This is a genomic window from Altererythrobacter sp. CAU 1644 (assembly GCF_029623755.1).
Lineage (GTDB): Bacteria > Pseudomonadota > Alphaproteobacteria > Sphingomonadales > Sphingomonadaceae > Erythrobacter > Erythrobacter arenosus.
The window spans coordinates 2,844,059-2,867,688 of record NZ_CP121106.1; the positions used below are offsets into that span (position 1 = coordinate 2,844,059).

Below are 23,630 nucleotides of genomic sequence, written 5' to 3' on the forward strand. Positions count from 1 at the left end.
CCACCCTGGACGCATACCTGCCAGAGAATGCCGAGAGTGCCGAACGCCAGCTAGGTGACGGCCGGCCGGCGCTCGTCTGGCGGCGGGTCATCGCCGACACCGAAACACCGGTGGGCGCCGCAGCCAAACTGATCGAGCCGGGCCGCGGCGACTTCCTGCTCGAATCGGTAGAGGGCGGTGAAGTGCGCGGGCGCTACAGCCTGCTGGGCCTCGATCCCGATCTGGTGTTCCGTGCCTCTGGGGCATCTGCACAGGTCAATCGTTCGTGGAGGCATGATCGCGAGGCTTTCGTCGCCTGCGCGAATGACAGTCTGGCCGAACTTCGACAGCTGGCTGAGGACTGCCGGATCGATGTCCCCGACGCACTTCCGCCTGCGCTCGCATGCCTGGTCGGATACTTCGGCTATGAGACGATCGGTCTGGTCGAAGACCTGCCGCGTGCGCCCCAAAGCGCGCTGGATCTGCCCGACATGCTGTTTGTGCGTCCGACGCTGATCCTCGTGTTCGACGGGCTTACCAATGAACTGTTCTGCATCGCACCCGTTTGGGAAGCCTCTGACCCTGCGGCTGCGATCCTGCGCGCGGGCGAGCGGATCGACGAAGTCTTGCGCACGCTTACCCAGGCGGCGCCGGTCGCGACCCGCGATGGCGCGCTGCCGGAAATGGCGCTGGAGCCCGTGCTAGCCGCCGACGATTACAAGGCACTCGTCGCAAGGGCGAAGGAGTACATCGTCGCGGGCGACATCTTCCAGGTCGTGCTTGCGCAGCGTTTCACCTGCCCCTTCCCCTTGCCGCCCTTTGACCTCTATCGCGCGCTGCGCCGGGTGAATCCGTCGCCCTTTCTTTATTTTCTCGACCTGCCCGGTTTTGCCGTGGTCGGTTCGAGCCCGGAAATCCTGGTTCGCGTGCGCAATGGCGAAGTCACTATCCGCCCAATAGCCGGGACGCGGCCGCGCGGTGCCACTGCCGATGAAGATCGCGCCAACGAGGCAAGCCTGCTGGCCGATCCCAAGGAGCGCGCCGAGCATCTCATGCTGCTCGACCTGGGCCGCAACGATGTCGGGCGCGTTGCCGCGCGCGGTACGGTCGAGGTCACCGATAGCTTCACGATCGAGCGCTACAGCCACGTGATGCACATCGTCAGCAATGTCGTGGGCAGACTGGCCAAGGATTGCGATGCGCTCGATGCTTTGTTCGCCGGTTTCCCGGCGGGCACCGTTTCCGGCGCGCCGAAGATCAGGGCGTGCGAGATCATCGCCGAGCTAGAGCCCGAAACGCGCGGTGCCTACGCAGGCGGGGTTGGATATTTCGCGCCCGACGGTTCGGTCGACAGCTGCATCGTCCTGCGAACGGCGGTGGTCAAGGACGGCACCATGCATGTTCAGGCCGGCGCCGGGATCGTTGCCGACAGCGATCCCGATTACGAACTCAATGAATGCAAGGCCAAGGCGGGAGCGCTGATCGCGGCAGCGCGCGAAGCTGCCCGCGTGGCCAGCGAAGCGAGGTATGGTCAGTGAAATTCGGTTCGGCAGCATTTCTCGGCGCAGCGTTTCTGTTGTTGGCCGCCTGCGACATGCAGCAAGGCGGCGAGCCTGTCGTTCGCACCGAGATCGGCAAGGGCTCGCAGGAGATGAAGGCCGCCCGCAAGGCCAAGTCGCCCTGCAGCGTGACGATCTTCGAAGATGTTCCTTACACCCACTGCGTTGCCGATCCTGCCAAGCATGCGATCAAGACCGTTCTGGGCAACGCGGAGGGCGATCCATTCCGCTCGCTGCGCGCCTATGGCGAATCCTTGGGCGAAGAAGCGGTCAATGTCGCGTTCGCTGTCAATGCCGGCATGTACGGTGAAGATGGCAAACCGATCGGCTATTACGTCGAAGACGCCGAACGGTTGAAGGAACTCAACCTCGCCGACGGCACCGGCAATTTCCACATGAAGCCGAATGGCGTCTTTTACGGCACCAACGGAAAGTGGGAAATCAAGACCAGCGACGACTTCTTCCGAACGGTCGGCGACCGCCCCAGGTTTGGAACGCAATCAGGGCCGATGCTCCTGATCAACGGGAAGCTGCATCCGCAATTCCAGGACGATGGGCCGTCCAAAACGGTGCGCAACGGGGTCGGGATCGATGCCGAAGGTCACGCGCATTTCGTCATCACCGAAGGTCCGGTCAGTTTCGGGCAACTGGCGCGCTATTTCCGCGACGAGCTCAAGATCGCCAATGCCCTGTATCTCGACGGAACCGTATCGTCGCTATGGGATCCGCTGGCCGAGCGAATCGACAGTGGCGCCCGGATCGGCCCGATGATCGTCGTGACCAACAAAGAGAAGTGATGCAGTACGAACGCGGCCTTTATCCGGAGCTCGAACCTTACGACAGCGGCATGCTCGACGTCGGCGACGGGCATGTCCTCTACTGGGAAAGGTGCGGCACGCCGGGGGCCAAGCCGGTCGTGTTCCTGCACGGCGGCCCGGGCGCGGGATGCAGCCCCGGACAGCGTCGCCAGTTCGACCCTGAGCTTTACGACATAATGCTGTTCGATCAGCGCGGCTGCGGGCGTTCGACGCCATTTGCATGCCTCGACAACAACACAACTTGGGACATCGTCGACGATATCGAAAAGCTGCGCGCAATGTGTGGCCACGAGCGCTGGATGGTTTTCGGCGGGAGCTGGGGCTCGTCGCTGGCGCTGTCCTATGCCCAGACCCATCCCGAACGCGTGACCGAACTGGTGCTGCGCGGCATTTTCCTCTCGCGTCAGACCGAACTCGACTGGCTGATGAAATACGGCGCGAGCGAACTCTATCCCGAAGCGTGGGAAGCCCTGGTCGAATTCGTGCCCGAGGGGGAGCGCGGCGACCTGACCGAAGCCTATCACCGCCTGCTCAATACCGGCGATGAGACCACCCAACGCAAGGCAGCGGAGCTATGGAACCGGTGGGAGAGCAACACCGTCACACTGCTGCCTGATGAGGCGATGATCGAAGAGACCGCGATGGGCGAGAATTCGCTCGCCATCGCACGGATCGAGAACCACTATTTCCGCCACAAGTGCTGGCTGGAAGAGGGCCAGCTGCTCGCCAATGCCCATCGGCTCAAGGGCATTCCCGGGGTGATCGTGCAGGGTCGTCACGACTGCTGCACGCCGCCCGCGGCGGCCTATGATCTCAAGAAGGCCTGGCCCGAAGTCGAGCTGCAGATCGTGCCCGATGCGGGGCATCTCTACACCGAGCCGGGCCTCACCGACGGTTTGGTGCGGGCCACCGACAGGTTTGCCGGCAAGAGTGGCTGATAGCAAAACTCTCTTGATCCGCCGGTCCCCAGCGGCAAAGGCGCTGGAACCATGATCCTCGTCATCGACAATTACGACAGCTTCACCTTCAACCTCGTCCATTACCTGATGGAGCTGGGCGCAGAGGTGCGGGTCGAGCGCAACGATGCGATGAGCGCGGCAGACGCTCTGCGCACCAACGCCGCGGGCTTCCTGATTTCGCCCGGCCCCTGCACACCCAATGAGGCCGGCATCAGCCTCGATCTTGTTGCCGCCTGCGCGGATGCAGGCAAACCGCTGCTCGGCGTATGCCTCGGCCACCAGTCGATCGGCCAGCATTTCGGCGGGCGGGTCGAGCGTGGCGGCCTGATGCACGGCAAGACCTCGCCGGTCACCCATGACGGCACCGGCGTTTTCGAGGGCCTCCCCTCGCCCTTCACCGCAACGCGCTATCACAGCCTGGTAGTGCAGGATCAGCCTGAAGATTTGCTGGTCAACGCCGCTTCGGACGACGGCTACACGATGGGCTTCCGCCACCGCGAGTTGCCTATTCACGGCGTCCAATTCCACCCGGAGAGTATCGCCACCGAACACGGGCATGCCCTGCTGGCGAACTTCCTCAGGCTGTGCGGGCTCGACGCCGGGGTACCCGCATGAAGACGCTGCCGCTCGCCGTTCCGCACATGAACGAGCAAGAGGCCGAGGAAGTCTTCGGCTGGATACTCGATGGCGAGGCGAGCGACGAAGAGATTGCGCGTTTCCTGCTTGCCATGACCGAGCGCAGCGAAACCGCCGACGAGATCGCCGGAGCCGCACGAGCGCTCCGCGCACGCCTGATCCCTATCGAGGCTCCGGACAACGCGGTCGATTGCTGCGGCACCGGCGGCGACGGTCACCACACGCTCAACGTTTCGACCGCGGTCAGCCTGGTGGTTGCTGCCTGCGGCATTCCGGTCGCCAAGCATGGCAACCGTGCAGCCTCGTCCAAATCGGGCGCCGCCGATACGCTCGAGGCGCTGGGCCTCGATATGGAGGCCGCCGGCCGGACGGCGGAAAGGACATTGGCCGAAATCGGCATCTGTTTCCTCTTCGCCAAGAACCACCACCCGGCGATGGGGCGCATCCAACCCATTCGCCAGAAGCTGGGCAAGCGCACGATCTTCAACCTGATGGGGCCACTGTCGAACCCTGCCGAGGTAAAGCGCCAGCTTATCGGAATCGCCCGCCCCGGCTACGTCCCGATCTATGCCGAGGCCAAGGCCAAGCTCGGCACCGAACGCACCTTTATCGCGTCAGGCGACGAAGGACTCGACGAGCTGAGCCTCGCAGGTGGCAACGAGCTGGCCGATGTCGTCGGCAATGATTTCGAGATGCGCCGGTTGGATGCTTCTATGGCAGGCTTGCCGCAGGCGCCCATCGAGGCGATCCGCGGTGGGGATGCGAAACACAATGCGGCCGCGCTCAAAGCCCTGCTGGGCGGAGCGCCCGGCCCCTATCGCGACGCGGTCTGCTTCAACGCTGCAGCAACCCTGATGGTCGCCGGAGACTCTGGAGACTGGGCAGAGCTTGCCAACCGCGCGGGCGAGGCGATTGACAGCGGCGCCGCCGAAAGCCTGCTGGCGCGCTGGATCGAAATGGCCGCATAACGATGGACAAATTGCAGGAGATTTGTGCCAGCAAGGCGGTCGAGGTGGGTCAGCGCCGCGCCGAGCGCTCCGTAACCGCTCTCGACCATGCAGCCGTGAGCCAGACCGCACCGCGTGGATTCGAATCCGCCCTGCGCGCAGCGAGCGCAGCCCGGTATGGGTTGATTGCCGAGATCAAGAAGGCTTCTCCGTCCAAAGGGCTCATTCGTGCCGATTTTCATCCAGCGGATCATGCGCGTGCCTACGAAGCGGGCGGTGCAGCCTGCCTCTCGGTCCTTACCGACGCGCCCTATTTTCAGGGGCACGAGGACTTTCTGATCGAGGCGCGGGCTGCCTGCGATCTTCCGGTGCTGCGCAAGGATTTCATGATCGATCCGTGGCAAGTCGCCGAAGCCCGCAGTATCGGTGCAGATGCCATTCTCATCATCGTCGCGGCGCTTGACGATGCACAGATGCTGGAGATCGAGGCGGCCGCGCTGGAACGCGGAATGGATGTGCTGGTCGAAGTCCATGACGAGGCAGAGATGGAACGCGCCGCGCGGCTCAACTCACGTCTGATCGGGGTCAATAATCGCGATCTCAAAACATTCACGACCGATCTGGCAACTACCGAGCGACTAGCTCCTCTCGCCCCTGAAGGTGCGTTGCTTGTCGGCGAGAGCGGTATCAATTCGCATGCCGATTGCGAGAGGCTGGCACGCAACGGAGTGCGCAGCTTCCTCGTCGGGGAAAGCCTCATGCGGCAAGCTGATGTATCTGCTGCTACCAAGGCGCTGTTGCACGGCTGACCTGTCCTACTGCCGCGAGGCGTGCCATCATGCCCAGATGTCTCCGCGCACTCGCCTGCTGTCGCCCTTCAGATTTTCCGTGGTCGAAACTTGGCGGTTTCCTTCTCTTTGACTGTGTTCCATGTGTTCCATCCAGTAGGATTTGAGCGAACCGGTGATGAGCAAGCGAATGAGCAAATTGACCCACCTCGATGACAGTGGAGCCGCGCACATGGTGGACGTCGGCGCCAAACCCGAAACGCTTCGCAAGGCGGTGTCCGGGGGTTTTATCCGCATGAGCGATGCCGCGCTCGCCGCGATCAAGGCTGGTGATGCTCCCAAGGGCGACGTGCTCGGCACCGCGCGCATTGCGGCGATCATGGCGGCGAAGAAGACTTCAGACCTGATCCCGCTCTGTCATCCGCTGGGACTCGACGCAGTAACTGTTGATTTCGCCTTCGAGGAAGGCGGCGTGCGCGTCACCGCCACCGCCTCGCTCACGGCCAGAACCGGGGTAGAGATGGAAGCCATGGTCGCAGCCACGGTGGCGCTTCTCACAATCTACGACATGGCCAAGGCTCTCGATAAAGGGATGGTGATCGAGGAGGTTCGCTTGCTCGAAAAGCTCGGCGGGAAGTCCGGCCATTGGCAAGCGGAGGCACGCCCTTGAGCGCCATGCTCAGCGTTGCGGAGGCGCAGGCGCGCGCCCTCGCCCTCGCACCCAAGATGCCGGTGGTGGAGCTCGATGCGGCGGCGGCCGCCGGGCGCTACCTCGCTTCAGACCTCCATGCTCGCCGCACCCAGCCGCCCGCCGACCTGTCTGCCATGGATGGCTACGCGATAGTGGGCGACGGACCCTGGACCGTGATCGGAGAAAGTCGCGCGGGCGCCCCCTTTGGCAGCGCATTGATCGATGGTCAGGCGGTGAGAATTTCGACCGGCGCGCACATGCCCGCTGGAGCCGATCGGGTGCTCATTCAGGAGAACGCCGAACGCACCGGAGATCATCTTCGCTGTACCGAGGACATGCCCGGTCGCGGCAAACACGTCCGCACTTGCGGATTCGATTTTTCCGAAGGCGATCTGGTGCTTGGTGCCGGATCTCGGATCGGCGCTGCCCAGGTGGCGCTCGCAATTACCGCCGGTCACTCCACCCTGCCCGTACATGAGGCTCCGCTGGTCGCAGTGATCGATAGTGGTGATGAACTTTCGGTGACCCCGGAAGATTGCGCTCCGCACCAGATCCCTGCCTCGAATGGCGCCATGCTAACAACCCTGCTCGCCCGGATGGGGTGCCGCGTGGAACGCATCGGGCCCGTCCCCGACGATCGCCAGGCGTTGGTCGATGCGTTTGCGAGTGCCGAAAGAGCCGATTTCGTGATCACCAGCGGCGGCGCCTCGGTCGGCGATCATGACCTCATCCGCCCTGCACTGGAGGAATGGGGCGCATCGCTCGATTTCTGGAAGGTGGCGATGAAGCCTGGCAAGCCGTTGCTCATCGCACAGCGCGAGAATCAGCTCATCTTCGGCCTTCCCGGCAACCCGGTGTCGAGCTTCGTCACCGCGTTCCTGTTCGTTCTGCCCAGCGTCAGGGCGGCCATGGGTGCGGCCGAAACTCTTCCGCGGCTGGTTACGCTGAAGGCAGGTTGCAGTCTTCCGGCCGGTGGTTCGCGGCAGGAATTCATTCGCGGGTCTTGGGACGGGCTTTCGGTGACACCGGCCGATTCGCAGGATTCCTCGGCACTGGCTGCTCTCGCTGCGAGCAATTGTCTGATTGCTCGCGGTATCGATGCTTCGCCCATATCCGCAGGTGAAGCGGTCGAATGCTACCTGTTGGAAAATGGCTGAATAGCTTGACTTGCTGAAAATCGTTTCCTAATTGTTCCACATTCGTTCACCTTATCGGTGCGCGAAATAACCGGCGACAATGGGCGACCAAGGGAGATTTTCGCCATGCTGACGGCAAAGCAGCACGAGTTGATCCGCTTCATTCAGCAGAAGCTCGAAGAGACGGGCATTTCGCCCTCTTTTGAAGAGATGAAGGATGCGCTCGACCTGAAAAGCAAGTCGGGCGTCCATCGCCTGATATCCGCTCTGGAAGAGCGCGGTTTCATTCGCCGCTTGCCCAATCGAGCGCGCGCTCTCGAGGTTATCAAGCAGCCTGAGGATGTGACGCCGGCAGCCAAGCGCCCCATGCCCGCCAATGACGCTATCACCATGGCTTTGGCCACCAAGGCGGTTGCACGCGAACCGGCCAACGACATCATCGAAGTGCCGTTGCATGGCCGGATCGCGGCCGGCGCGCCTATCGAGGCGATCGAGGGGCAGTCCTCGATGCCGGTACCTGCGGCGCTGCTTGGGCCGGGCGAGCATTACGCGCTCGAAGTTTCGGGCGACTCGATGATCGAGGCCGGAATTTTCGACGGCGACTTCGCGCTGGTGCGACGGACCGATACGGCGCGAGACGGCGAGATCGTGGTCGCACTGGTCCGCAATGAGGAAGCGACGCTCAAGTATTTGCGGCGCGAGAACGGCAAGATCCGGCTAGATCCGGCCAACGGCATGTACGATCCGCAGGTCTACGATCCGCACGAAGTGGTCGTGCAGGGCAAGCTCGCGGGGCTCTTGCGCCGCTATCACTGATCTGGCCCGTTGGCCTCAACCGCTAATCGGCGCCGCGCCACCAGCCATGTTTGCCTTGGCTCAAGGCGACGCTGGTGATCGTTCCATTCTCCAGATCGAGCGACAAACCGCCCGAGCGCTCAAGAAAGCGCGCATCGGCCTTGAGCCACTGCGGACGGCATGATGACGGCAGCCAGCGATCTGCGATAACGATATCGGCCCGCTCGCAGGCAGCGGCCAGCGCACGTTCCTCTACCCGCACGCGATTGCGCGCCATGAGTAGGGACCAGGTCTTGCCTCCCCGCTCAAGCGAGAGGACACAGAATTCGCTGGTACAACCCGCCGTCGGCCAATCCTCCAGCGGAATCGGCTCCGCTTCGACACCCGCCAACTCCATCAGGTTCTCGAGGGCGTAATCCGATCGACTGTCGCGCAGACTCAGTAAACGGCCGTCTTGCGTGGTGATCCCCACATGCCTCCCGTCGCTGGAGATCAGGACATCAGGGACCGGCGTAAGCAGAAGCAGGATCGTCGCGAAGCCCGCCGGGATCAGTCCCAAAAGCCTGGCGCGTCCGCTCCACAGTCCAATCCAGAGGCCCCCGGCGACGAACAGTGTAAAGGTGCCATCGCTCATTTGCGGCATCAGCTTCACCGCGCCCGGTTGGGAGGCGGTTACATGCGCCAACCACAAGAGCAGGTCGAGCGAATGTCCCACCAGCCACCACGCCGGCGCTCCTGCTCCAACGATGTCCAGCACAAGAGCCAGCGCGATCAGCGGCATGGACACGAAGGTAACGAGCGGAATCGCGATCACGTTGGCCAGCGCGCCGTAGACTCCGGCGCGATGGAAATGGAACAGAACGATCGGCATCAGCGCGATCTCGATCACCAATCCCGTGACAAGCAACATCACGCTGCGGCGTGCGAACCAAATAACCCTGGCTTCCTCTCGCGGCGCCAGAAAGCGCTTCACCGGAGCCGAGTTATGCAGCGCAACGATGGCGATGACCGCGGCAAAGCTCATCTGGAAGCTTGGGCCGACGATCGATTCCGGCCAGAGAATCATCACACAGACTGCGGCGACCGCCACCATTCGCAGCGAGAGCGCATCTCGACCCAATGCCACCGCGCCGAGGACCAGCAAGGCCGCGATACAGCTACGCACAGTCGGCACCTGCGATCCGGTCAGCAAGGTGTATCCAATACCGGCAAGAGCAGCGATGCCCGCAGCGGCCACCGGCAGGCGTATTCGCAACACCAGTGCTGGCCACAAGGCCAGCAACCTGATCGCCAGGACATAGGCTGCCGCGATGACCGCGCTGACATGGAGCCCGCTGATCGAGAGGAGATGCGTCAACCCTGCATCGCGCATCGCATCCTCGTCAGCCTGGCCGATGGCACCGCGATCCCCGCTGGCGAAAGCGGCCGCAATGGCGCCCTCTGGCCCGTCCAGCTGGCTCCGGACATGGCCGGACAGGCGGCGCTGAATATTCGCTAGTGCTGTGCGCTTCGGCGCAGGCTCGACGACCTCGATTGGTCCGATGACGCTCCCGGTCGCCGCGAGCCCGGCAAACCATGCCGTCCGCGCAAAGTCATAGCCGCCCGGCAACATTGGCGCTGCTGGCGGCATCAGCCGGGTCCGCAGGCGGAGAACAGCTCCCTCGGACATGCCTTCGCCAATATCCTCGGCTGGAACGTTTACGCGGATCTTTCGCGCCACACCTGCTTCGGCGTCGCGGATTGCCAGAACCAGCCTGACCCGCGACTCTGCCGGCTGGTCCTGCCGCTCAAGCACATGGCCCTGGAGCGTGATCACAGCAGGCCTTTCGATCGGCTCCGCCCCGACCATCCACGAGCGGGCCCAGATCGTCGCCATGCCGAGCGAGAAGACCAAACCGACCACAATCATCGCCCTTGGCAGAAGTTGCAGATGACCGTCGGGCCTCCCGAGCGTTGCGCCGAAGATCGCGCAGATTACTCCCGCGCCGATCCCGGCACTCCACTGCCACGGCTCGCTCAATAAGAACCAGGCGACAATCCCGAGCCCGAATGCAACCGCTATCCAGGGCCCGCGATCGAACCCCGCAAGAGCCAGAAAACGCTCGAAATGCTTCGCCACACTGGACATTTGCGCTGCGCTGCGCCAATTGCGCTGCACTGCAGCATTACCGCTATCGGCACCATCCCCCATGGGTACCATAGGCGCGTGACGTGTGGCCATGGCTTTATTGAAAGGATTGAAGGACTTATGGCAAGCAAAAGCGGAGCTCTGACCGATGGGGTCGTCACCCGCTTTGCCCCTTCGCCGACCGGGTTCCTGCACATCGGAGGCGCGCGCACCGCGTTGTTCAACTGGTTGTTCGCCCGTCACCACGGCGGCAAGACCTTGCTTCGTATCGAGGACACCGATCGCAAGCGTTCGACACAGGAAGCGATTGACGCAATCCTTGACGGTCTCGACTGGCTAGGACTCGATTTCGACGACGACACCGTTTTCCAGGCGCAACGCGCCGAGCGGCACGCCGAGGTAGCCCATAAGCTGCTTGATGCAGGTCTCGCATACAAATGCTTCGCTACGCCCGAAGAGCTCGAGGAAATGCGCGCCCAGCAGCGCGCCAACAAGCAGCCCATGCGCTATGATGGTCGTTGGCGCGATCGAGATCCAGCTGAAACTCCCGAAGGCGCTCCTTTCGTCGTGCGCATCAAGACCCCGCAGTCGGGCGAGACCACGATCGAAGACTTGGTCCAGGGCTCGGTGACAGTCCGCAACGAAGAACTCGACGATTACATCATTCTGCGCGCGGACGGCACGCCCACCTATATGCTGGCGGTCGTGGTCGACGATCACGACATGGGCGTGACCCATGTCATCCGCGGAGACGATCATCTCAACAATGCTTTCCGCCAACTGCCGATCTATCATGCAATGCAGGCGATCGAAGGTGGTTGGCCAATCCCGGCCTACGCCCATGTTCCGCTGATCCACGGAAACGACGGCGCCAAGCTCTCGAAGCGTCACGGCGCGCTTGGGGTGGAAGAATATCGTGACGAGATGGGCATCCTGCCCGAGGCGCTGTTTAACTACCTCCTGCGACTGGGCTGGGGTTATGGCGATCGTGAAGAAATCACGCGCGAAGAAGCGATCGAGCTGTTCGACATCGACGGCGTGGGGAAGAGCCCTTCCCGCTTCGATCTGAAGAAGCTTGAGCATCTCAACGGCAATTACATTCGCGAGGCAGATAACGCGCGGCTCGCGGCATTGGTGGCCCCCCGGATCGAAGCCGAGGTTGACGAAAAACTGCTCGCCAGCGCAATGCCGGTGCTCAAGACCCGCGCCCGCAATCTCAACGAGTTGGCCGAAGGCGCAGCCTTCCTGTTCCAACGTCGTCCGCTCGAAATGACCGAGAAGGCGGCTCAACTGCTCGATGATGAAGCGCGCGCCCGCCTGGGCCTCGTTTCCGACCGCCTCAAGGCCGAAAATAGCTGGACAATCGAGGCTCTCGAAGCCACTACCAAAGCAATCGCCGAGGAGCTCGAACTGGGTCTCGGCAAGCTCGCGCAGCCCATGCGTGCAGCCCTTACCGGGACGACGACCTCGCCCGGTATTTTCGATGTTCTGGTCCTTCTGGGGCGGGATGAGGCGCTGGCGCGGATCGACGCGCAAGCCGCGTCGGCAGGCTGAGCGTGGGCAATTGAATTAAGGAGAAAGACGTTGGCGGACAATCAAGCTAGGTTGGAACTGGGCGGCGAAACTTACGATCTTCCGGTACTGCAAGGCAGTGTCGGTCCTGACGTCGTCGACATCCGCAAGCTTTACGGACAGACCGGCGCCTTCACCTACGATCCCGGCTACAAGTCGACCGCTTCGTGCGAGAGCGCCCTCACCTACATCGACGGTGACGAAGGCGTGCTGCTCCATCGCGGCTATCCGATCGGCCAGTTGGCCGAACATTCCTCGTTCATGGAGGTTGCCTACCTGCTGCTAAACGGCGAGCTGCCGCTGCAGGAAGAACTCGACGACTTCACCTACACCATCAGTCGCCATACGATGCTGCACGAACAGCTTTCGGTGCTTTACCGCGGTTTCCGCCGCGACGCGCACCCGATGGCAGTGATGTGCGGCGTGGTCGGCGCGCTGTCGGCGTTCTACCACGACTCGACCGACATCTCCGATCCCGAACATCGCAAGATCTCGAGCCATCGCCTGATTGCGAAAATGCCGACCATTGCTGCCATGGCCTACAAATATGCCGTCGGTCAGCCCTTCATGTACCCCGACAATTCGCTGAGCTACACCGGCAACTTCCTCCGGATGACTTTCGGCGTCCCGGCCGAGGCTTACGAGGTAGTCCCGGAGGTCGAACGGGCGATGGACCGGATTTTCATCCTCCACGCCGACCATGAACAGAATGCGTCGACCTCAACCGTGCGCCTCGCCGGATCTTCGGGCGCCAATCCCTTCGCCTGTATCGCTGCCGGTATTGCCTGCCTGTGGGGACCGGCCCACGGCGGTGCCAACGAGGCTGCGCTCAACATGCTGCGGGAGATCGGCACGCCCGACAAGATTCCGCACTATATCGATCGCGCCAAGGACAAGAACGACCCGTTCCGTCTGATGGGCTTCGGACACCGAGTCTACAAGAACTACGACCCCCGTGCGGCCGTGATGCAGAAAACCGTGCGCGAAGTTTTCGATGCTCTCAAGGTCAATGATCCCCTGTTCGAGACCGCATTGCGGCTCGAGGAGCTCGCGCTGAACGATGATTATTTCATCGAGAAGAAGCTGTTCCCTAACGTGGACTTCTACTCAGGGATCATCCTCTCGGCGATCGGCTTCCCCACCACGATGTTTACCGCGCTGTTTGCCCTCGCCCGCACCGTTGGTTGGGTCGCCCAGTGGAACGAAATGATCTCCGATCCAGGCCAAGTCATCGGTCGCCCGCGCCAGCTCTATACCGGTCCGACCCAGCGCGATTACGTGCACGTCGGCGAGCGCTGATCCGTGGGGCGCAAGATTCTCCGCCTGCTGTGCCAGGTTCTCGGCGTAGCCTTGGTCCTGGCCGGCGGACTCTGGACCCTCCAGGGCCTCGGCATCGTCATGTGGCCAGCAGAAAGCTTCATGTTGGCTGATCGCAGTTGGGCGGTGAACGGCGCCATTACCATTGTTGTCGGAGGCCTGCTGCTGTGGTTCTCCGGCCGACTGAAAGGCTAGTCGGCGGGAGGCAAGACGAGCGTGAAGGTCGTTCCTTCGCCAGCCTCGCTTTCGATGAGAAGTTCGCCGTCCATCGCCACTGCCAGACGCTGGGCAATATAAAGGCCGAGCCCTGATCCACCGTCGCCGTCGCGTCCGAGGCGTTCAAACTTGTCGAACACGCGCGCGCGATGTTCGGGCGAGATTCCGGGGCCCTCATCGGCAACGCTTACCGTTGAGCGGCCCAGCATGTCCCGCGCCACTGCGACCGATATCGAGCTTCTCTCAGGCGAATAGTTGATCGCGTTACCGATGAGGTTGAGGAGCACCTGCAACACGCGGCGAAACTCCCCAGTTGCGAGCATGTTTTCGTCCTCGTCGGGCAAGATGACCGCAATTTCCTTGTCGCGCGCCCGGACGCCGAGGATGCCAGCGGCTCTCCGTGAAGCATCGGCAAGGTCGATCCGGTCCTTGGCGACAGTGAAACCTTCCGCCTCGACTACCTCCAGGTCTGCAAGATCGTCGAGCAAGCCCGCGAGATGCTGTCCGGCAGCCGAAATATCGGCAGCATAATCGCTGTATTCGGGTCGCAATGGGCCCGCGAGCTTCGCCTTGATCGTCTCGGCATTCGCAATGATGCGCGCCACGGGTTGGCGGAGTGCGGGTGCCAGAGCGTCGCCAATAAGACCTTGCGGCGAAGGCTCAGCGCTCGCTTGGCTCTTACCCCCCTCAGGATCAAGCGGATGCCGAGCCGACAGGAGAAGCTCGAATCCGTGGGGCTCCTGGCTCGTGCCGCCAATCGGGAGCAGCCGTGCATTCCACTGCCGATCCGATCCCTCGACCACGCAGTCTGCACCATCGAGCAGCCGCCAATGCAGCGGATGCTGGTGCGCGATGCCAATCAGTTCCAGATACTCGTTCCACAGCTTGCCCGGCGCGGCCCGCATCGAGGCCGCCAGCATACCAAGATCGCTCGCCTGCGTCTCGACCGTCAGAAGTCGCTGGCTGGCATCCAGCCTGGCGGTAAGTTCGGCGGTCGCGCGATCGATCGCATCGAGTCGTGCGGCCGCATCGCGCGAATCCTCGGCAGGAACGGCGTCACGCTGCCAGTTTTCGACCAGCAATTCGCAAACGGCGCCATCGTCATCGGTAATCGGGTTGATCCTCACAAAGCCGCTGACTTTCCCGACACCATCGAAGGCAGAGAATTCGCGTGCAAGGCGCAGGCCCATTTGGCGCCCCTGCCGCACCAGATCGAGGAGTTCCGGCACTGCCAGGATGCCCGGGATTGTACCACCACAGCGTTCCTGCAGCTCGGCAAGCGGGGGATCCGCTTCCAGCAAGCGATCCTCAGCATCAGTAACGCCGCGTGCCGCGAGAAGGTGGGAGTTCGATGCCATGGCGCTACTTACCAGCCCCGTTGCGCGATTCACGCAGCAATTCGCGGGCTCGTTCGGCGCTCAGTTCGCCAAAATTCGCCGGAAACGCGAATTCCGGATGAAGCTGGAGCACTTGCTGCACGACCCGCTCGGTCGACAAACCAGCGGCTCGCAAGCCCAGCGCGAGCCGGGACGATTGCGAGGCGTGACAAGACAGCACGGCAAGCTCACGCGGTTGCCGGCTCAGCCTTCCGAGCGCCGTGGTGAAGAGCGCGACGCCCCCGTGCTCGATCGCCAATGCGGCCTGCGCCCCTCCGCCGATCGCGCCCACCAGGCGCGTTAGGAGAGCTGCGCGACCAGCGCTTTCGTCGTAGCTGGCGCGAAGCATGGCCTCGCCCTTGGCCCGGGTGGCTGCAGCGGAACGATTGGCGATGTCGCTCCATGCCGAACACAATTGGTCGAAAAGATCGGCCGGAAGATCGCCCAGCGAGAGCCCCATTCGACGTCGCGCCTGCACGAAGCGGGCCTGCGCAGACATGGCCGCCATCGCCAGTTCTGCGGTCTTCGCGTCGTCGGAGGCGATCAATTCCTGCATTAGCGGGGTAAGCACCTGGTCTATCCCCAATCGCTGCTCGAGCTCCTCGCTCAACTGGGCCTCGGCCGCCATCGCGAAGCAGTGGCTCAGGATTGTGCTGTCCGACGCGAGCCTTTCGATCAGGCGATCCTGCGCGGCATCTCCCTGCGCCGACGGGGGCAGCGGCGCGGCCGCATCGGCTTCGATACGCATCAGCTGACCGGAAATGTCGGCGAGCATTCCGCGCATCCGGGCAAGAAGATCGTCGGTGATCAGCGATTGTGCGGAGTTGGCGAGCAGGTAACTCAGGACCGGAGCAACGCCGGCGAGGGCGCGATCACCCTGCTCGAGATCGCTGCGAAACAGCGCCTCGACCTTCGTCGCGTTCGAGATGTCCGCCGAGGTTTCGCTCATCCTTTGCTCATAACCCTATAGGGTTAACCGCCTGTTATCTGAGATTGGCGCCCGCTGCCGAGCAGCACGGCCAAGATCAGCAGGCTCAAGACCGCCATCGCTTGGGTCAAAACGCCAAACCACGCGGCAGGGGCAAGCACCAGCGCCAGGAGGATACGATCGGAGAAAAGGGCGGAAATCCGCCGGTTTGGGTGCCGTGCCCCCAATCTCAACAGACCGATCAGGATCAGCGGAAGAAACAGGCGCCGGGGGATCATCGGCGCTGTTGTGGGAAGCACCAGAACAACCGTCAGAAGTACGTCCACTAATGCATTGTTCCAAAACAGGTGTTTCGAACTTCCGCCTATCCCACGAAGACGGCTGGCGAGCGCCTTGAAGGCCGCGGAAAGCCGCAGGGAGAAACTGGCGAGAGCAACCAGAATCAGTGCTGGGAACGGGTAATCGGTCGCGGCGAGGCCAATTGCGGCCAATCCCGCAATGCCGCCCGCGACGAGGCCGGCAATGGGACCCCGATCGAGGCCTTTGGGCGAGAAGCGCCGCGCCAGTCGATTGGCGAGAGCCAGACCCGGCGCCGTCCACGGGTTCGATTGCGCGGCCCGGTCAAGCAGGGCGGTCTCGCGCTTCTCAAGCGCTGCCTCGCCCTTCGCAAGGATCAACTCACCAGAGGCAAGCTTTTGCTTTTCCAGCAGAACCACCTGTGTCCCGGCCTGCAAGGCCAAACGCAGAAGCAAGGAGACGGTGTCGATATCGGGCGGCATGTCAGCTAGCCGTTCGACAATTTGCCCACGCGCGACCAATATTCCGCCCCACGAGCGGTCAGCGTCGATCCGTTCGAAGCCTGCTGCGATCCCCTCATCGGCCGGAAGGGCAGCCACTCCCCTGCCCTTGCCGACGATGCTGTCGGCCAGTTCCGGATCGATCACGAGACCATCCGCCAAGACCAATAGCTCGTTATCAGCCGATGTGAGGCCGACTAGCTGCAAGGGCCCCCTGATGATCTGGAATTGGCGGCCTCGCGCCTCGATCTCGCGTTGTAGTTCGATCAGCTCTGGAACCAGCCCCCTCGCCAGGCAGACCACCCTTTCGCAGCCAAGCCGCAGCGCGAGATCGGCCTGCCAGGCGATCAGCGATCTTCCCCCGATCATTAGAAACGCACGTGGTTTGCCGTTGTCGGCATTTTCGAGGGCTGAAAGAAGCGCGATACGCAAGGACGGGGATCTCCGAAGGCAGAGATCACACTATGCCGAGCAATCGGCTGCTGCCAAGCTGTGAAGCGACGGAAAGTCGGGCTTAAGTGTCGATCGAGGGGCCGAATTCGGCCAGCGCGCTTTCGATCTTGCGCACTACGGTCGGTTCGCCCGGAGCGGCAACCAGGGCTTCTTCCGCGAGGTCATAGAGATTGCTGGCATGAAACGAGGCAGCCAATCCCTTGAGACGCATCGCAGCCACGTGCCAGTTGCCGTCGCAGCGTGCCCGCTTGAGCAGTTCGACCTGCTTTTGCGCACTGTCGATAAAGGCGCTGCGCAACTCCGCGATCAGCGCGCGATCCTCGCCCGCTGCAGCCGCCAGAGTGGCATCCAGTGCTCCGCTTTCGTAAGCCATTGAGCCGCAATAATACCAACAGGGTTAAAGCAGGGTTTAACACGGCCAGAAACATGTTAGATTCCATAATATGACCGGGGGATCTCACATCCGGGCCGTTGGGCCCGAGGGCGCTCAGGAAGCGCAGGGCACCGCTGTAGAGGGTCTGGCGGACGATACGCTCGCCCTCGACGAGGAGTGGCAGGAGGATTGGGTCGAGGACACCGAGGATGATTCCGTGCGGAGCCATCGCGGCTGGATCCTGCCCTCTGTAGCTCTCCTGGCCCTCGTTGGTTGGACCGGCTTTTTCGGTTGGGCGTTTCGCGACGAGATACTTGCCGGTGGGACCGCCCAGCAATGGGTCGGATGGATTATCAACTGGTCGGTGCCGGTCCTGTTGATCGTTTCGGTATGGCTGCTGGCCATGCGGCACAGCCGGCGCGAAGCAGTGCGTTTCGCAGATGCCGCAGCCGCCCTCGCCCGCGAATCCCAGGCGCTCGAAGGGCGGCTGGTGATCGTCAATCGAGAACTCAGCCTGGCGCGAGAATTTCTCGGCGCGCAGTCGCGCGACCTCGAATCCCTGGGCCGAGTGGCGAGCGAGCGCATTTCTACCCATGCGAGCGAGCTGCAATCGCTGATTCACAGCAACGGCGCGCAAGTTGATTCGATTGCAAGTGTCAGCACTACGGCTTTGGAAAATATGCAGAAACTTCGGGATGATCTACCTGTCATCTCCAACTCTGCAAAGGATGTTTCCAACCAGGTCGGTAACGCCGGCCGCACCGCACACGAACAACTCGAAAAATTGGTCGCTGGGTTTGAGCGACTGAACCAATTCGGTCTCGCCAGCGGCAAACAGGTCGACGCGCTCAGCGCCAAGGTCGAAACGACAATCACTGCCTTCGAGGAACAGGTAAACCGACTCGACGGGATCGCCACCGAGCGGTTCGACGCGCTCAAGGAGAAGAGCGAGGATTTCAGGGTCGATCTCGACAGCCGTGAGATCGATGCGCTTGCTGCCATGCGCCACCGTGCCGACGAGTTGCGGAGCGGTCTCAACGACTTGCGCGACGAGTTTGCTGCAGAGGAAGACAAGAGCCTGACCTCGCTCCGCGCGCGACTGGGCGCGTTGCGTGGCGAAGGCGAAACCCTCTCGGCCAAGCTGCGCGAGGCAGAAGACCATGCCTTTGCGGCCCTGCGCCAGGCGAAGGACCGGCTACACGAAGAGATTGTCGAAGTTATCGCCAACCTCGACGATCTCGACGCCAAGGCCCTTGCCGCGGCACAAGCCCGCGTTACCGCCCTCCATGAAGAGGCCGGCCGCTTCGATGACTTGCTTGCCGCGCGTGACGCGCGCTTCAACGAGGAGATCGCGCGGCGTCAGGACCAGTTCGACACCCGCGAAACCCAGGCCAGTGAAGCGCTTGCCCAGCGTATGGCCGATCTCGACGATGCACTTACGGAACGCGAGCAGGCGCAGATCGCGCAAGCCGAGCGGCTCGCGGGACACGGTGCCGAGATCGCGGACAAGGTCGAACAGCTCAACACACTCTTTGCCAGTGTCTCTGCGCATGCCAGCGAAGCCGAAACACGACTTTCAAGCGGCCTAACCGAGCTCGATGGGCGCCTGGCCGGACAGAAGGCAAACCTCGACGCGACCGAGCGCGCGCTCTCAGCTCTGACAGATTCGAGCATAAGGCTGCTCGAGATTATACAGTCGGGCGCGCGGCAGACGGGTACCGACCTGCCCAAGGCGATCGATGCAGCAACCGCCACGTTGGGCGGCTTCGAGGATCGGGCAATCATGCTGCGCGAAACGCTCGACGACGCCGGCAAGCGGGGCGCGGCCCTGTCGAATTACCTGATCACGACGCAGGGGAATGTCGAGCAAGTCGCCAAGCACATCGACAATATTCACGCACGGCAGGGCGAACATTCGCGCGATGCCCTCGCGCAGCTCAGTTCCCTGCAAGAAGTGCTGGGCGAACTCGAGAAGAACAGCGAGCGGCTCACCACGCATACGAGCGAGAAGCTCCAGGCCTCTATCAAGGCGCTGCTCGATGCCTCGCACCATGCGTTCACACTCCTCGAGAGCAATGCGGAAGAGGTGGTCGACAAAGCAGCTCAGAAGATCGGAAGCCTTGCGAGCGATGCAGTGCAACGGTCGCTCCGCGAGAACAGCGGCGCTGCAATCGAAGATATCGAGGCGGCCGCGACGAAGGCCTCGCAGCGCGGGCGGGAGATCGCGATCCAGCTGCGAGACCAATTGGCCAAGGTCAACGAGCTTGCGGGCAATCTCGAACAGCGCGTCACCCGCGCGCGCGAAATTGCCGAAGAGCAGGTCGATCACGATTTCGCCCGCCGCATGGCACTCATCACCGACAGCCTCAATTCCAACGCGATCGATATCATGCAGGCAATGTCACGCGACGTGACCGATACGGAATGGGCGTCCTATCTGAAGGGCGACCGCGGGATCTTCACCCGCCGCGCCGTACGCCTGCTCGACAACTCGGAAAGCCGCGAGATCGTCAATCTGTACGAGAGCGACGAGAATTTCCGGGAGCATGTCAGCCGCTACATCCATGACTTCGAGGCCATGCTGCGGTCGCTGCTTTCGACCCGCGACGGCAATGCCCTTGGCGTCACGATCCTCAGCTCTGATATGGGCAAGCTTTACGTTGCGCTGGCACAGGCGATCGAACGCCTGCGCAATTAGCTCGGTACGTCTATCTCAGCGAATGAGCCTCGATAGAATGTCGAGGTCCTCGACCGTGATCCAGCCATATATGTAATTTCCAACGTAAATGGCGGTCAGGGTCGCTGCGAGTACGGTCGCCCGTAGAACCACCCGGCCTGGGCGGAAATTGCCCGGGGCGCTATCGGCCTGACCGGGCACTTTCTCGATCCCGAGCTCGTCATGCGTCTTCACGCCGAACGGCAGCAGGACGAATGCCGACATTACCCAGAACAGAACATAGATCGCGACAATCGAGGTCCAGTTCATCGTGCTGACGTAGCTCCTGACAGAATAACACGGACCTGCGGCTTCTTGCCGGACCATCGCTTCGCGGCGCGGCGCGCAGCGAGCCTCGCCGTCTCAGTCACCTCGTCGACGTCCTTCGCCGCCCTGCCCTTCAGCTTGCCAAGCGCCGCGACCACATCGGCAGAGGCCTCCTCAAGGAAGTCTTGCAAATCCTCGTCGAGCGGAAGGCCGATGCTCTCCAGCGTTGGGCGCATCCGCTCATCAAGCACGACAATAAGCATCCCGTCGCGCGCCATTCGGCGACGCATGGTGATCGCCTCGCCGTCGGCCGGTGCAATGATGTCGCCATCAAGCACGAGGCGCCCCGCAAGCACCTCGGCCAGTTTTCCCGGCGCCCCTGGGGCGAGCCGCACGATATCGCCATTCTGCTGCACCACAGCGCTCGGTATGCCACTGGAAAGGCCAAGTCGGGCCTGTTCCTGCATATGCCGCATCTCGCCATGGACCGGCACCAGCACCTCTGGACGCAGCCAGCCATAGAGCGCCTCGAGCTCGGGGCGGCCCGGATGCCCGGAGACGTGGATCTCGCTCTGGCGATCGGTCACCATGGTGATACCCCGCGCGGCCAGCTGGTTCTGTACACGCCCGATCGACAACTCGTTGCCCGGGATCTGGCGGCTCGAAAACAGCACGACATCGCCTCTGACCAGTTCGATCGGATGATTCTCCTCCGCGATCCGGGCCAGAGCGGCGCGCGGCTCGCCCTGCCCACCGGTTGCGAGGATCAGTACCTCGCCGCGCGGCAGCCCCATCGCAGTGTCGAAATCGATCAGCTCCGGAAAATCCTGCAGGTAGCCATTGTCCTGCGCGACCTCGATAATCCGGTCGAGCGATCGGCCCGCAACACATAGCTGCCTGCCGGTCTCGCGCGCGACATCGCCCAAAGTCTGGAGACGCGCCACATTGGATGCGAACGTCGTTACAACCACCCGCTTGCCCGTGTGGAGCGCAACTTCTTCCATCAGCCCGCGATGGACGGCGCCCTCCGAGCCGCTCGGTGCCGGGTTGAAGACATTGGTGCTGTCGCAAACAAGCGCCAGGATCCCCTCGTCACCCATCGCCGTCAGTTCGGCTTCGGTCGTCGGTTCGCCGATGATCGGTTCCTCATCGAGCTTCCAGTCGCCGGTGTGGAAAATCCGGCCATACGGCGTGTCGATCAGCAGAGCATTTCCTTCCGCGATCGAGTGCGCCAGTGGGATATAGGTCACGTTGAATGGCCCAAGGTCGAAGCTGCCGTGGTCATCGGGGATGATGTTGAGCTCGATCTCGCAGGCGATGCCGGCTTCTTCGAGCTTACGCATAACCAGGTCGGCAGTGAACGGGGTGGCGTAAAGCGGTACACCAAGTTCGCCGGCGAAATAGGGCACTGCACCGATATGATCCTCGTGCGCATGGGTGAGGACGATCCCGAGCAGGTCTTTCGTGCGCTCCTCGATGAATTCGAGATCGGCGAATACCAGGTCGACGCCAGGGTACTCATTGCCGGAGAAGGTCATGCCGAGATCGACCATCAACCACTTGCCATTGCAGCCGTAGAGATTGACGTTCATGCCGATCTCTCCAGACCCGCCCAGGGCAAGGAACAGCAGTTCGTTCTCGGGTGTGAAATCCTTCTTCATCGATCCAGTCTTGTCAGTTGGCGCGATCCGCCAACATGGCGAGACCTTCGAGAGTGAGGTCCGCGTCGATAGCGTCGAACATGTCGCTATGCTGGTCGAACAGGATGGCAAGCCCACCGGTTGCGATGACCTTGGCCGGCCGACCAATTTCCGCTCTCATGCGGGCAATCAGTCCTTCGAGCATGGCGACATAGCCCCAGAACACGCCGATCAGCATCTGGTCTTCGGTATTACGACCAATGACGCTCTCGCTTTCGGGTGAGCGGATCGCAATGCGCGGCAGCTTGGCCGTGTTGCCCACCAGCGCATCGAGCGAGAGATTGATGCCAGGGGCGATAATCCCGCCTTTGTAGGCGCCGTTGAAATCGACTGCATCGATGGTTGTCGCGGTCCCGAAGTCGACCACGATCAGGTCGCCTTCGTACTTGGCGTGCGCAGCGATTGTGTTGAGTGCGCGGTCGGCACCCAGCGAACTTGGCTGTTCGACATCGATGGCCATGCCCCAGTCGACTTTTCCCTGCCCCGCAATCATCGGCGTAACGTCGAAATACTTCTCGCTCAACACCGTCAGATTGTGGATTGCCCGGGGCACGACCGTGCCGATGATGATCCGGTCGATCGCGGTTCGATCGATCCCCTCGATCTCGAGCAATTGCAGTAACCACACCGCGTATTCGTCACCGGTTCGCCGGGGATCCGTGGCGATGCGCCAGCGCGTGCGAATCTCGCCCTCGTCGAAGACGGCGAAGACGACATTGGTATTTCCGACATCGGCAGCGAGCAGCATCTATCTCTCCACTAGGCGAGCGTGACGTCGCCGGCGTGAATGGCACGCAAGCGCCCATCTTCCAAGCGCAGCAGCAAATTTCCCTGATCGTCGAGCCCGGCAAACGTCCCGGACGCGATCGCGCCGTCCGGTTCATGAACCGCCAGGGACGTTCCTTCCCGCGTTCCGGCGGCGCGCCAGCGGCGGATCAATGGTTCCAATCCGAAGGTGCGCCAGCGCTCAAGTTCCCGGTCGAAGCAACGCGCAAGCGACCCCGCAAACTCATCGACACCGGGAGCGGCTGTGACATCGGCGAGCGCGATGGTCTTCCGATCGGGCACATCGGGCGCGACAGCCAGATTGACCCCAATCCCGATTACCACCGCCTTGCCCTGCCCCTCGAGCAGTATTCCGCACAGCTTCGCATCGCCCAGCAGCAGGTCGTTGGGCCACTTCAATCTCAGGCTGTGCGGATCGGGGCATAGCGGCAAGACCGCTTCATAGACGGCCAGCCCTGCCAGCAGGGCGAGCGATTGCGCGGGCGGATCACTTTCGCCCACATGCACGACTGTCGAGCCCATGAAATTGCCCGACCCGTCAAACCAGGTGCGTCCCTGGCGACCGCGACCGGCAGATTGACGTCGTGCGACCAGCCAGCGCCCCTCGGCGACACGGTCGCCATCGCTCAAGCGCGCGAGGAGGTCCGCATTGGTGGAGCCGGTTTCTGCGACGAACTCAATCAAACCGACCGC

The 23,630-nt window shown here is 62.5% G+C and carries 22 protein-coding genes; 13 read left to right on the forward strand and 9 right to left on the reverse strand.

Going from position 1 to position 23,630, the window contains the following annotated elements:
* Positions 1–17 precede the first annotated feature (17 nt).
* The 9 genes from trpE to lexA all read left to right on the forward strand — a co-directional run bounded on the left by trpE (position 18) and on the right by lexA (position 8,329).
* Positions 18–1,517: an anthranilate synthase component I gene (trpE, locus tag P7228_RS14160; RefSeq protein ID WP_278017779.1), complete on the forward strand. Its 1,500-nt coding sequence runs from the start codon at positions 18–20 to the stop codon at positions 1,515–1,517.
* Entirely contained in the window at positions 1,514–2,335 is an 822-nt protein-coding gene (locus P7228_RS14165; RefSeq protein ID WP_278015878.1) for a phosphodiester glycosidase family protein, read from the forward strand. Before trpE ends, P7228_RS14165 begins: the two co-directional genes overlap by 4 nt.
* Positions 2,335–3,294 carry a prolyl aminopeptidase gene (gene pip, locus P7228_RS14170; protein WP_278015879.1) on the forward strand — a complete coding sequence of 320 codons (960 nt, stop codon included), beginning with the start codon at positions 2,335–2,337 and terminating at the stop codon, positions 3,292–3,294. Before P7228_RS14165 ends, pip begins: the two co-directional genes overlap by 1 nt.
* 51 nt (positions 3,295–3,345) lie before the next feature.
* Entirely contained in the window at positions 3,346–3,930 is a 585-nt protein-coding gene (locus P7228_RS14175) for an anthranilate synthase component II (protein ID WP_278015880.1), read from the forward strand.
* Positions 3,927–4,919 carry an anthranilate phosphoribosyltransferase gene (trpD, locus tag P7228_RS14180; RefSeq protein ID WP_278015881.1) on the forward strand — a complete coding sequence of 331 codons (993 nt, stop codon included), beginning with the start codon at positions 3,927–3,929 and terminating at the stop codon, positions 4,917–4,919. The genes P7228_RS14175 and trpD overlap by 4 nt, the downstream gene beginning before the upstream one ends.
* 2 nt (positions 4,920–4,921) lie before the next feature.
* The gene (trpC, locus tag P7228_RS14185; RefSeq protein WP_278015882.1) at positions 4,922–5,707 is read left to right on the forward strand and encodes an indole-3-glycerol phosphate synthase TrpC; all 786 of its coding nucleotides are present in this window, start codon (positions 4,922–4,924) and stop codon (positions 5,705–5,707) included.
* Positions 5,708–5,876: 169 nt separating this feature from the next.
* Positions 5,877–6,356 (forward strand): cyclic pyranopterin monophosphate synthase MoaC, encoded by a 480-nt coding sequence (moaC, locus tag P7228_RS14190; protein ID WP_278015883.1) that lies wholly within the window; start codon positions 5,877–5,879, stop codon positions 6,354–6,356.
* A 5-nt stretch (positions 6,357–6,361) separates the two neighbouring features.
* Positions 6,362–7,534: a molybdopterin molybdotransferase MoeA gene (locus tag P7228_RS14195; RefSeq protein ID WP_278017780.1), complete on the forward strand. Its 1,173-nt coding sequence runs from the start codon at positions 6,362–6,364 to the stop codon at positions 7,532–7,534.
* 105 nt (positions 7,535–7,639) lie between these two features.
* Positions 7,640–8,329: a transcriptional repressor LexA gene (gene lexA, locus P7228_RS14200; protein ID WP_278015884.1), complete on the forward strand. Its 690-nt coding sequence runs from the start codon at positions 7,640–7,642 to the stop codon at positions 8,327–8,329.
* A 22-nt stretch (positions 8,330–8,351) separates the two neighbouring features.
* Here lexA and P7228_RS14205 read toward each other — a convergent pair whose 3' ends face one another.
* Complete coding sequence (locus P7228_RS14205) at positions 8,352–10,436, reverse strand: ComEC/Rec2 family competence protein (protein WP_278015885.1); 2,085 nt, start codon at positions 10,434–10,436, stop codon at positions 8,352–8,354.
* A 120-nt stretch (positions 10,437–10,556) separates the two neighbouring features.
* Between P7228_RS14205 and gltX the strand changes: the two genes are divergently transcribed.
* The 3 genes from gltX to P7228_RS14220 are packed head-to-tail and all read left to right on the forward strand — an operon-like array spanning position 10,557 to position 13,520.
* Entirely contained in the window at positions 10,557–11,990 is a 1,434-nt protein-coding gene (gene gltX, locus P7228_RS14210) for a glutamate--tRNA ligase (protein ID WP_278015886.1), read from the forward strand.
* Between the two features lie 30 nt (positions 11,991–12,020).
* Positions 12,021–13,307 carry a citrate synthase gene (locus tag P7228_RS14215; protein WP_278015887.1) on the forward strand — a complete coding sequence of 429 codons (1,287 nt, stop codon included), beginning with the start codon at positions 12,021–12,023 and terminating at the stop codon, positions 13,305–13,307.
* A gap of 3 nt (positions 13,308–13,310) precedes the next feature.
* Positions 13,311–13,520, forward strand: a complete 210-nt coding sequence (locus tag P7228_RS14220) for a hypothetical protein (RefSeq protein ID WP_278015888.1) — start codon at positions 13,311–13,313, stop codon at positions 13,518–13,520.
* Here the strand turns inward: P7228_RS14220 and P7228_RS14225 are convergent.
* From P7228_RS14225 to P7228_RS14240, 4 genes are all read right to left on the reverse strand, one after another.
* Positions 13,517–14,899, reverse strand: a complete 1,383-nt coding sequence (locus tag P7228_RS14225) for a sensor histidine kinase (protein WP_278015889.1) — start codon at positions 14,897–14,899, stop codon at positions 13,517–13,519. The genes P7228_RS14220 and P7228_RS14225 overlap by 4 nt on opposite strands.
* 4 nt (positions 14,900–14,903) lie before the next feature.
* Positions 14,904–15,866: a hypothetical protein gene (locus P7228_RS14230; RefSeq protein ID WP_278015890.1), complete on the reverse strand. Its 963-nt coding sequence runs from the start codon at positions 15,864–15,866 to the stop codon at positions 14,904–14,906.
* 23 nt (positions 15,867–15,889) lie between these two features.
* On the reverse strand, positions 15,890–17,011 hold the full coding sequence (locus tag P7228_RS14235; protein WP_278015891.1) for a hypothetical protein: 1,122 nt from the start codon (positions 17,009–17,011) through the stop codon (positions 15,890–15,892).
* 145 nt (positions 17,012–17,156) lie between these two features.
* On the reverse strand, positions 17,157–17,468 hold the full coding sequence (locus P7228_RS14240) for an Hpt domain-containing protein (RefSeq protein ID WP_278015892.1): 312 nt from the start codon (positions 17,466–17,468) through the stop codon (positions 17,157–17,159).
* Positions 17,469–17,538: 70 nt separating this feature from the next.
* On the opposite strand from P7228_RS14240, the gene P7228_RS14245 reads away from it, so the two are divergent.
* Positions 17,539–20,166, forward strand: a complete 2,628-nt coding sequence (locus P7228_RS14245) for an ATPase (RefSeq protein WP_278015893.1) — start codon at positions 17,539–17,541, stop codon at positions 20,164–20,166.
* Positions 20,167–20,181: 15 nt separating this feature from the next.
* On the opposite strand, the gene P7228_RS14250 is transcribed toward P7228_RS14245, so the two are convergent.
* From P7228_RS14250 to P7228_RS14265, 4 genes are read right to left on the reverse strand one after another with little or no spacing between them, the layout of a single operon-like run.
* Positions 20,182–20,454, reverse strand: coding sequence for a DUF1467 family protein (locus P7228_RS14250; protein ID WP_278015894.1), 273 nt, complete (start codon positions 20,452–20,454; stop codon positions 20,182–20,184).
* Entirely contained in the window at positions 20,451–22,112 is a 1,662-nt protein-coding gene (locus tag P7228_RS14255) for a ribonuclease J (RefSeq protein WP_278015895.1), read from the reverse strand. Before P7228_RS14255 ends, P7228_RS14250 begins: the two co-directional genes overlap by 4 nt.
* 13 nt (positions 22,113–22,125) lie before the next feature.
* Complete coding sequence (locus P7228_RS14260) at positions 22,126–22,899, reverse strand: type III pantothenate kinase (protein WP_278015896.1); 774 nt, start codon at positions 22,897–22,899, stop codon at positions 22,126–22,128.
* A gap of 11 nt (positions 22,900–22,910) precedes the next feature.
* Positions 22,911–23,621, reverse strand: a complete 711-nt coding sequence (locus P7228_RS14265; RefSeq protein WP_278015897.1) for a biotin--[acetyl-CoA-carboxylase] ligase — start codon at positions 23,619–23,621, stop codon at positions 22,911–22,913.
* Between the last annotated feature and the right edge of the window lie 9 nt (positions 23,622–23,630).

Bases quoted from the DNA above. Each gene is read 5' to 3' on its own strand.
- P7228_RS14235 (WP_278015891.1), bottom strand. From the start codon at position 17,011: ATGATCGGGGGAAGATCGCTGATCGCCTGGCAGGCCGATCTCGCGCTG.
- P7228_RS14240 (WP_278015892.1), bottom strand. From the start codon at position 17,468: ATGGCTTACGAAAGCGGAGCACTGGATGCCACTCTGGCGGCTGCAGCG.
- P7228_RS14255 (WP_278015895.1), bottom strand. From the start codon at position 22,112: ATGAAGAAGGATTTCACACCCGAGAACGAACTGCTGTTCCTTGCCCTG.
- P7228_RS14175 (WP_278015880.1), top strand. From the start codon at position 3,346: ATGATCCTCGTCATCGACAATTACGACAGCTTCACCTTCAACCTCGTC.
- P7228_RS14195 (WP_278017780.1), top strand. From the start codon at position 6,362: ATGCTCAGCGTTGCGGAGGCGCAGGCGCGCGCCCTCGCCCTCGCACCC.
- lexA (WP_278015884.1), top strand. From the start codon at position 7,640: ATGCTGACGGCAAAGCAGCACGAGTTGATCCGCTTCATTCAGCAGAAG.
- moaC (WP_278015883.1), top strand. From the start codon at position 5,877: ATGAGCAAATTGACCCACCTCGATGACAGTGGAGCCGCGCACATGGTG.
- pip (WP_278015879.1), top strand. From the start codon at position 2,335: ATGCAGTACGAACGCGGCCTTTATCCGGAGCTCGAACCTTACGACAGC.
- P7228_RS14225 (WP_278015889.1), bottom strand. From the start codon at position 14,899: ATGGCATCGAACTCCCACCTTCTCGCGGCACGCGGCGTTACTGATGCT.
- gltX (WP_278015886.1), top strand. From the start codon at position 10,557: ATGGCAAGCAAAAGCGGAGCTCTGACCGATGGGGTCGTCACCCGCTTT.
- P7228_RS14260 (WP_278015896.1), bottom strand. From the start codon at position 22,899: ATGCTGCTCGCTGCCGATGTCGGAAATACCAATGTCGTCTTCGCCGTC.
- trpD (WP_278015881.1), top strand. From the start codon at position 3,927: ATGAAGACGCTGCCGCTCGCCGTTCCGCACATGAACGAGCAAGAGGCC.
- trpC (WP_278015882.1), top strand. From the start codon at position 4,922: ATGGACAAATTGCAGGAGATTTGTGCCAGCAAGGCGGTCGAGGTGGGT.
- P7228_RS14245 (WP_278015893.1), top strand. From the start codon at position 17,539: ATGACCGGGGGATCTCACATCCGGGCCGTTGGGCCCGAGGGCGCTCAG.
- P7228_RS14250 (WP_278015894.1), bottom strand. From the start codon at position 20,454: ATGAACTGGACCTCGATTGTCGCGATCTATGTTCTGTTCTGGGTAATG.
- P7228_RS14230 (WP_278015890.1), bottom strand. From the start codon at position 15,866: ATGAGCGAAACCTCGGCGGACATCTCGAACGCGACGAAGGTCGAGGCG.
- P7228_RS14205 (WP_278015885.1), bottom strand. From the start codon at position 10,436: ATGTCCAGTGTGGCGAAGCATTTCGAGCGTTTTCTGGCTCTTGCGGGG.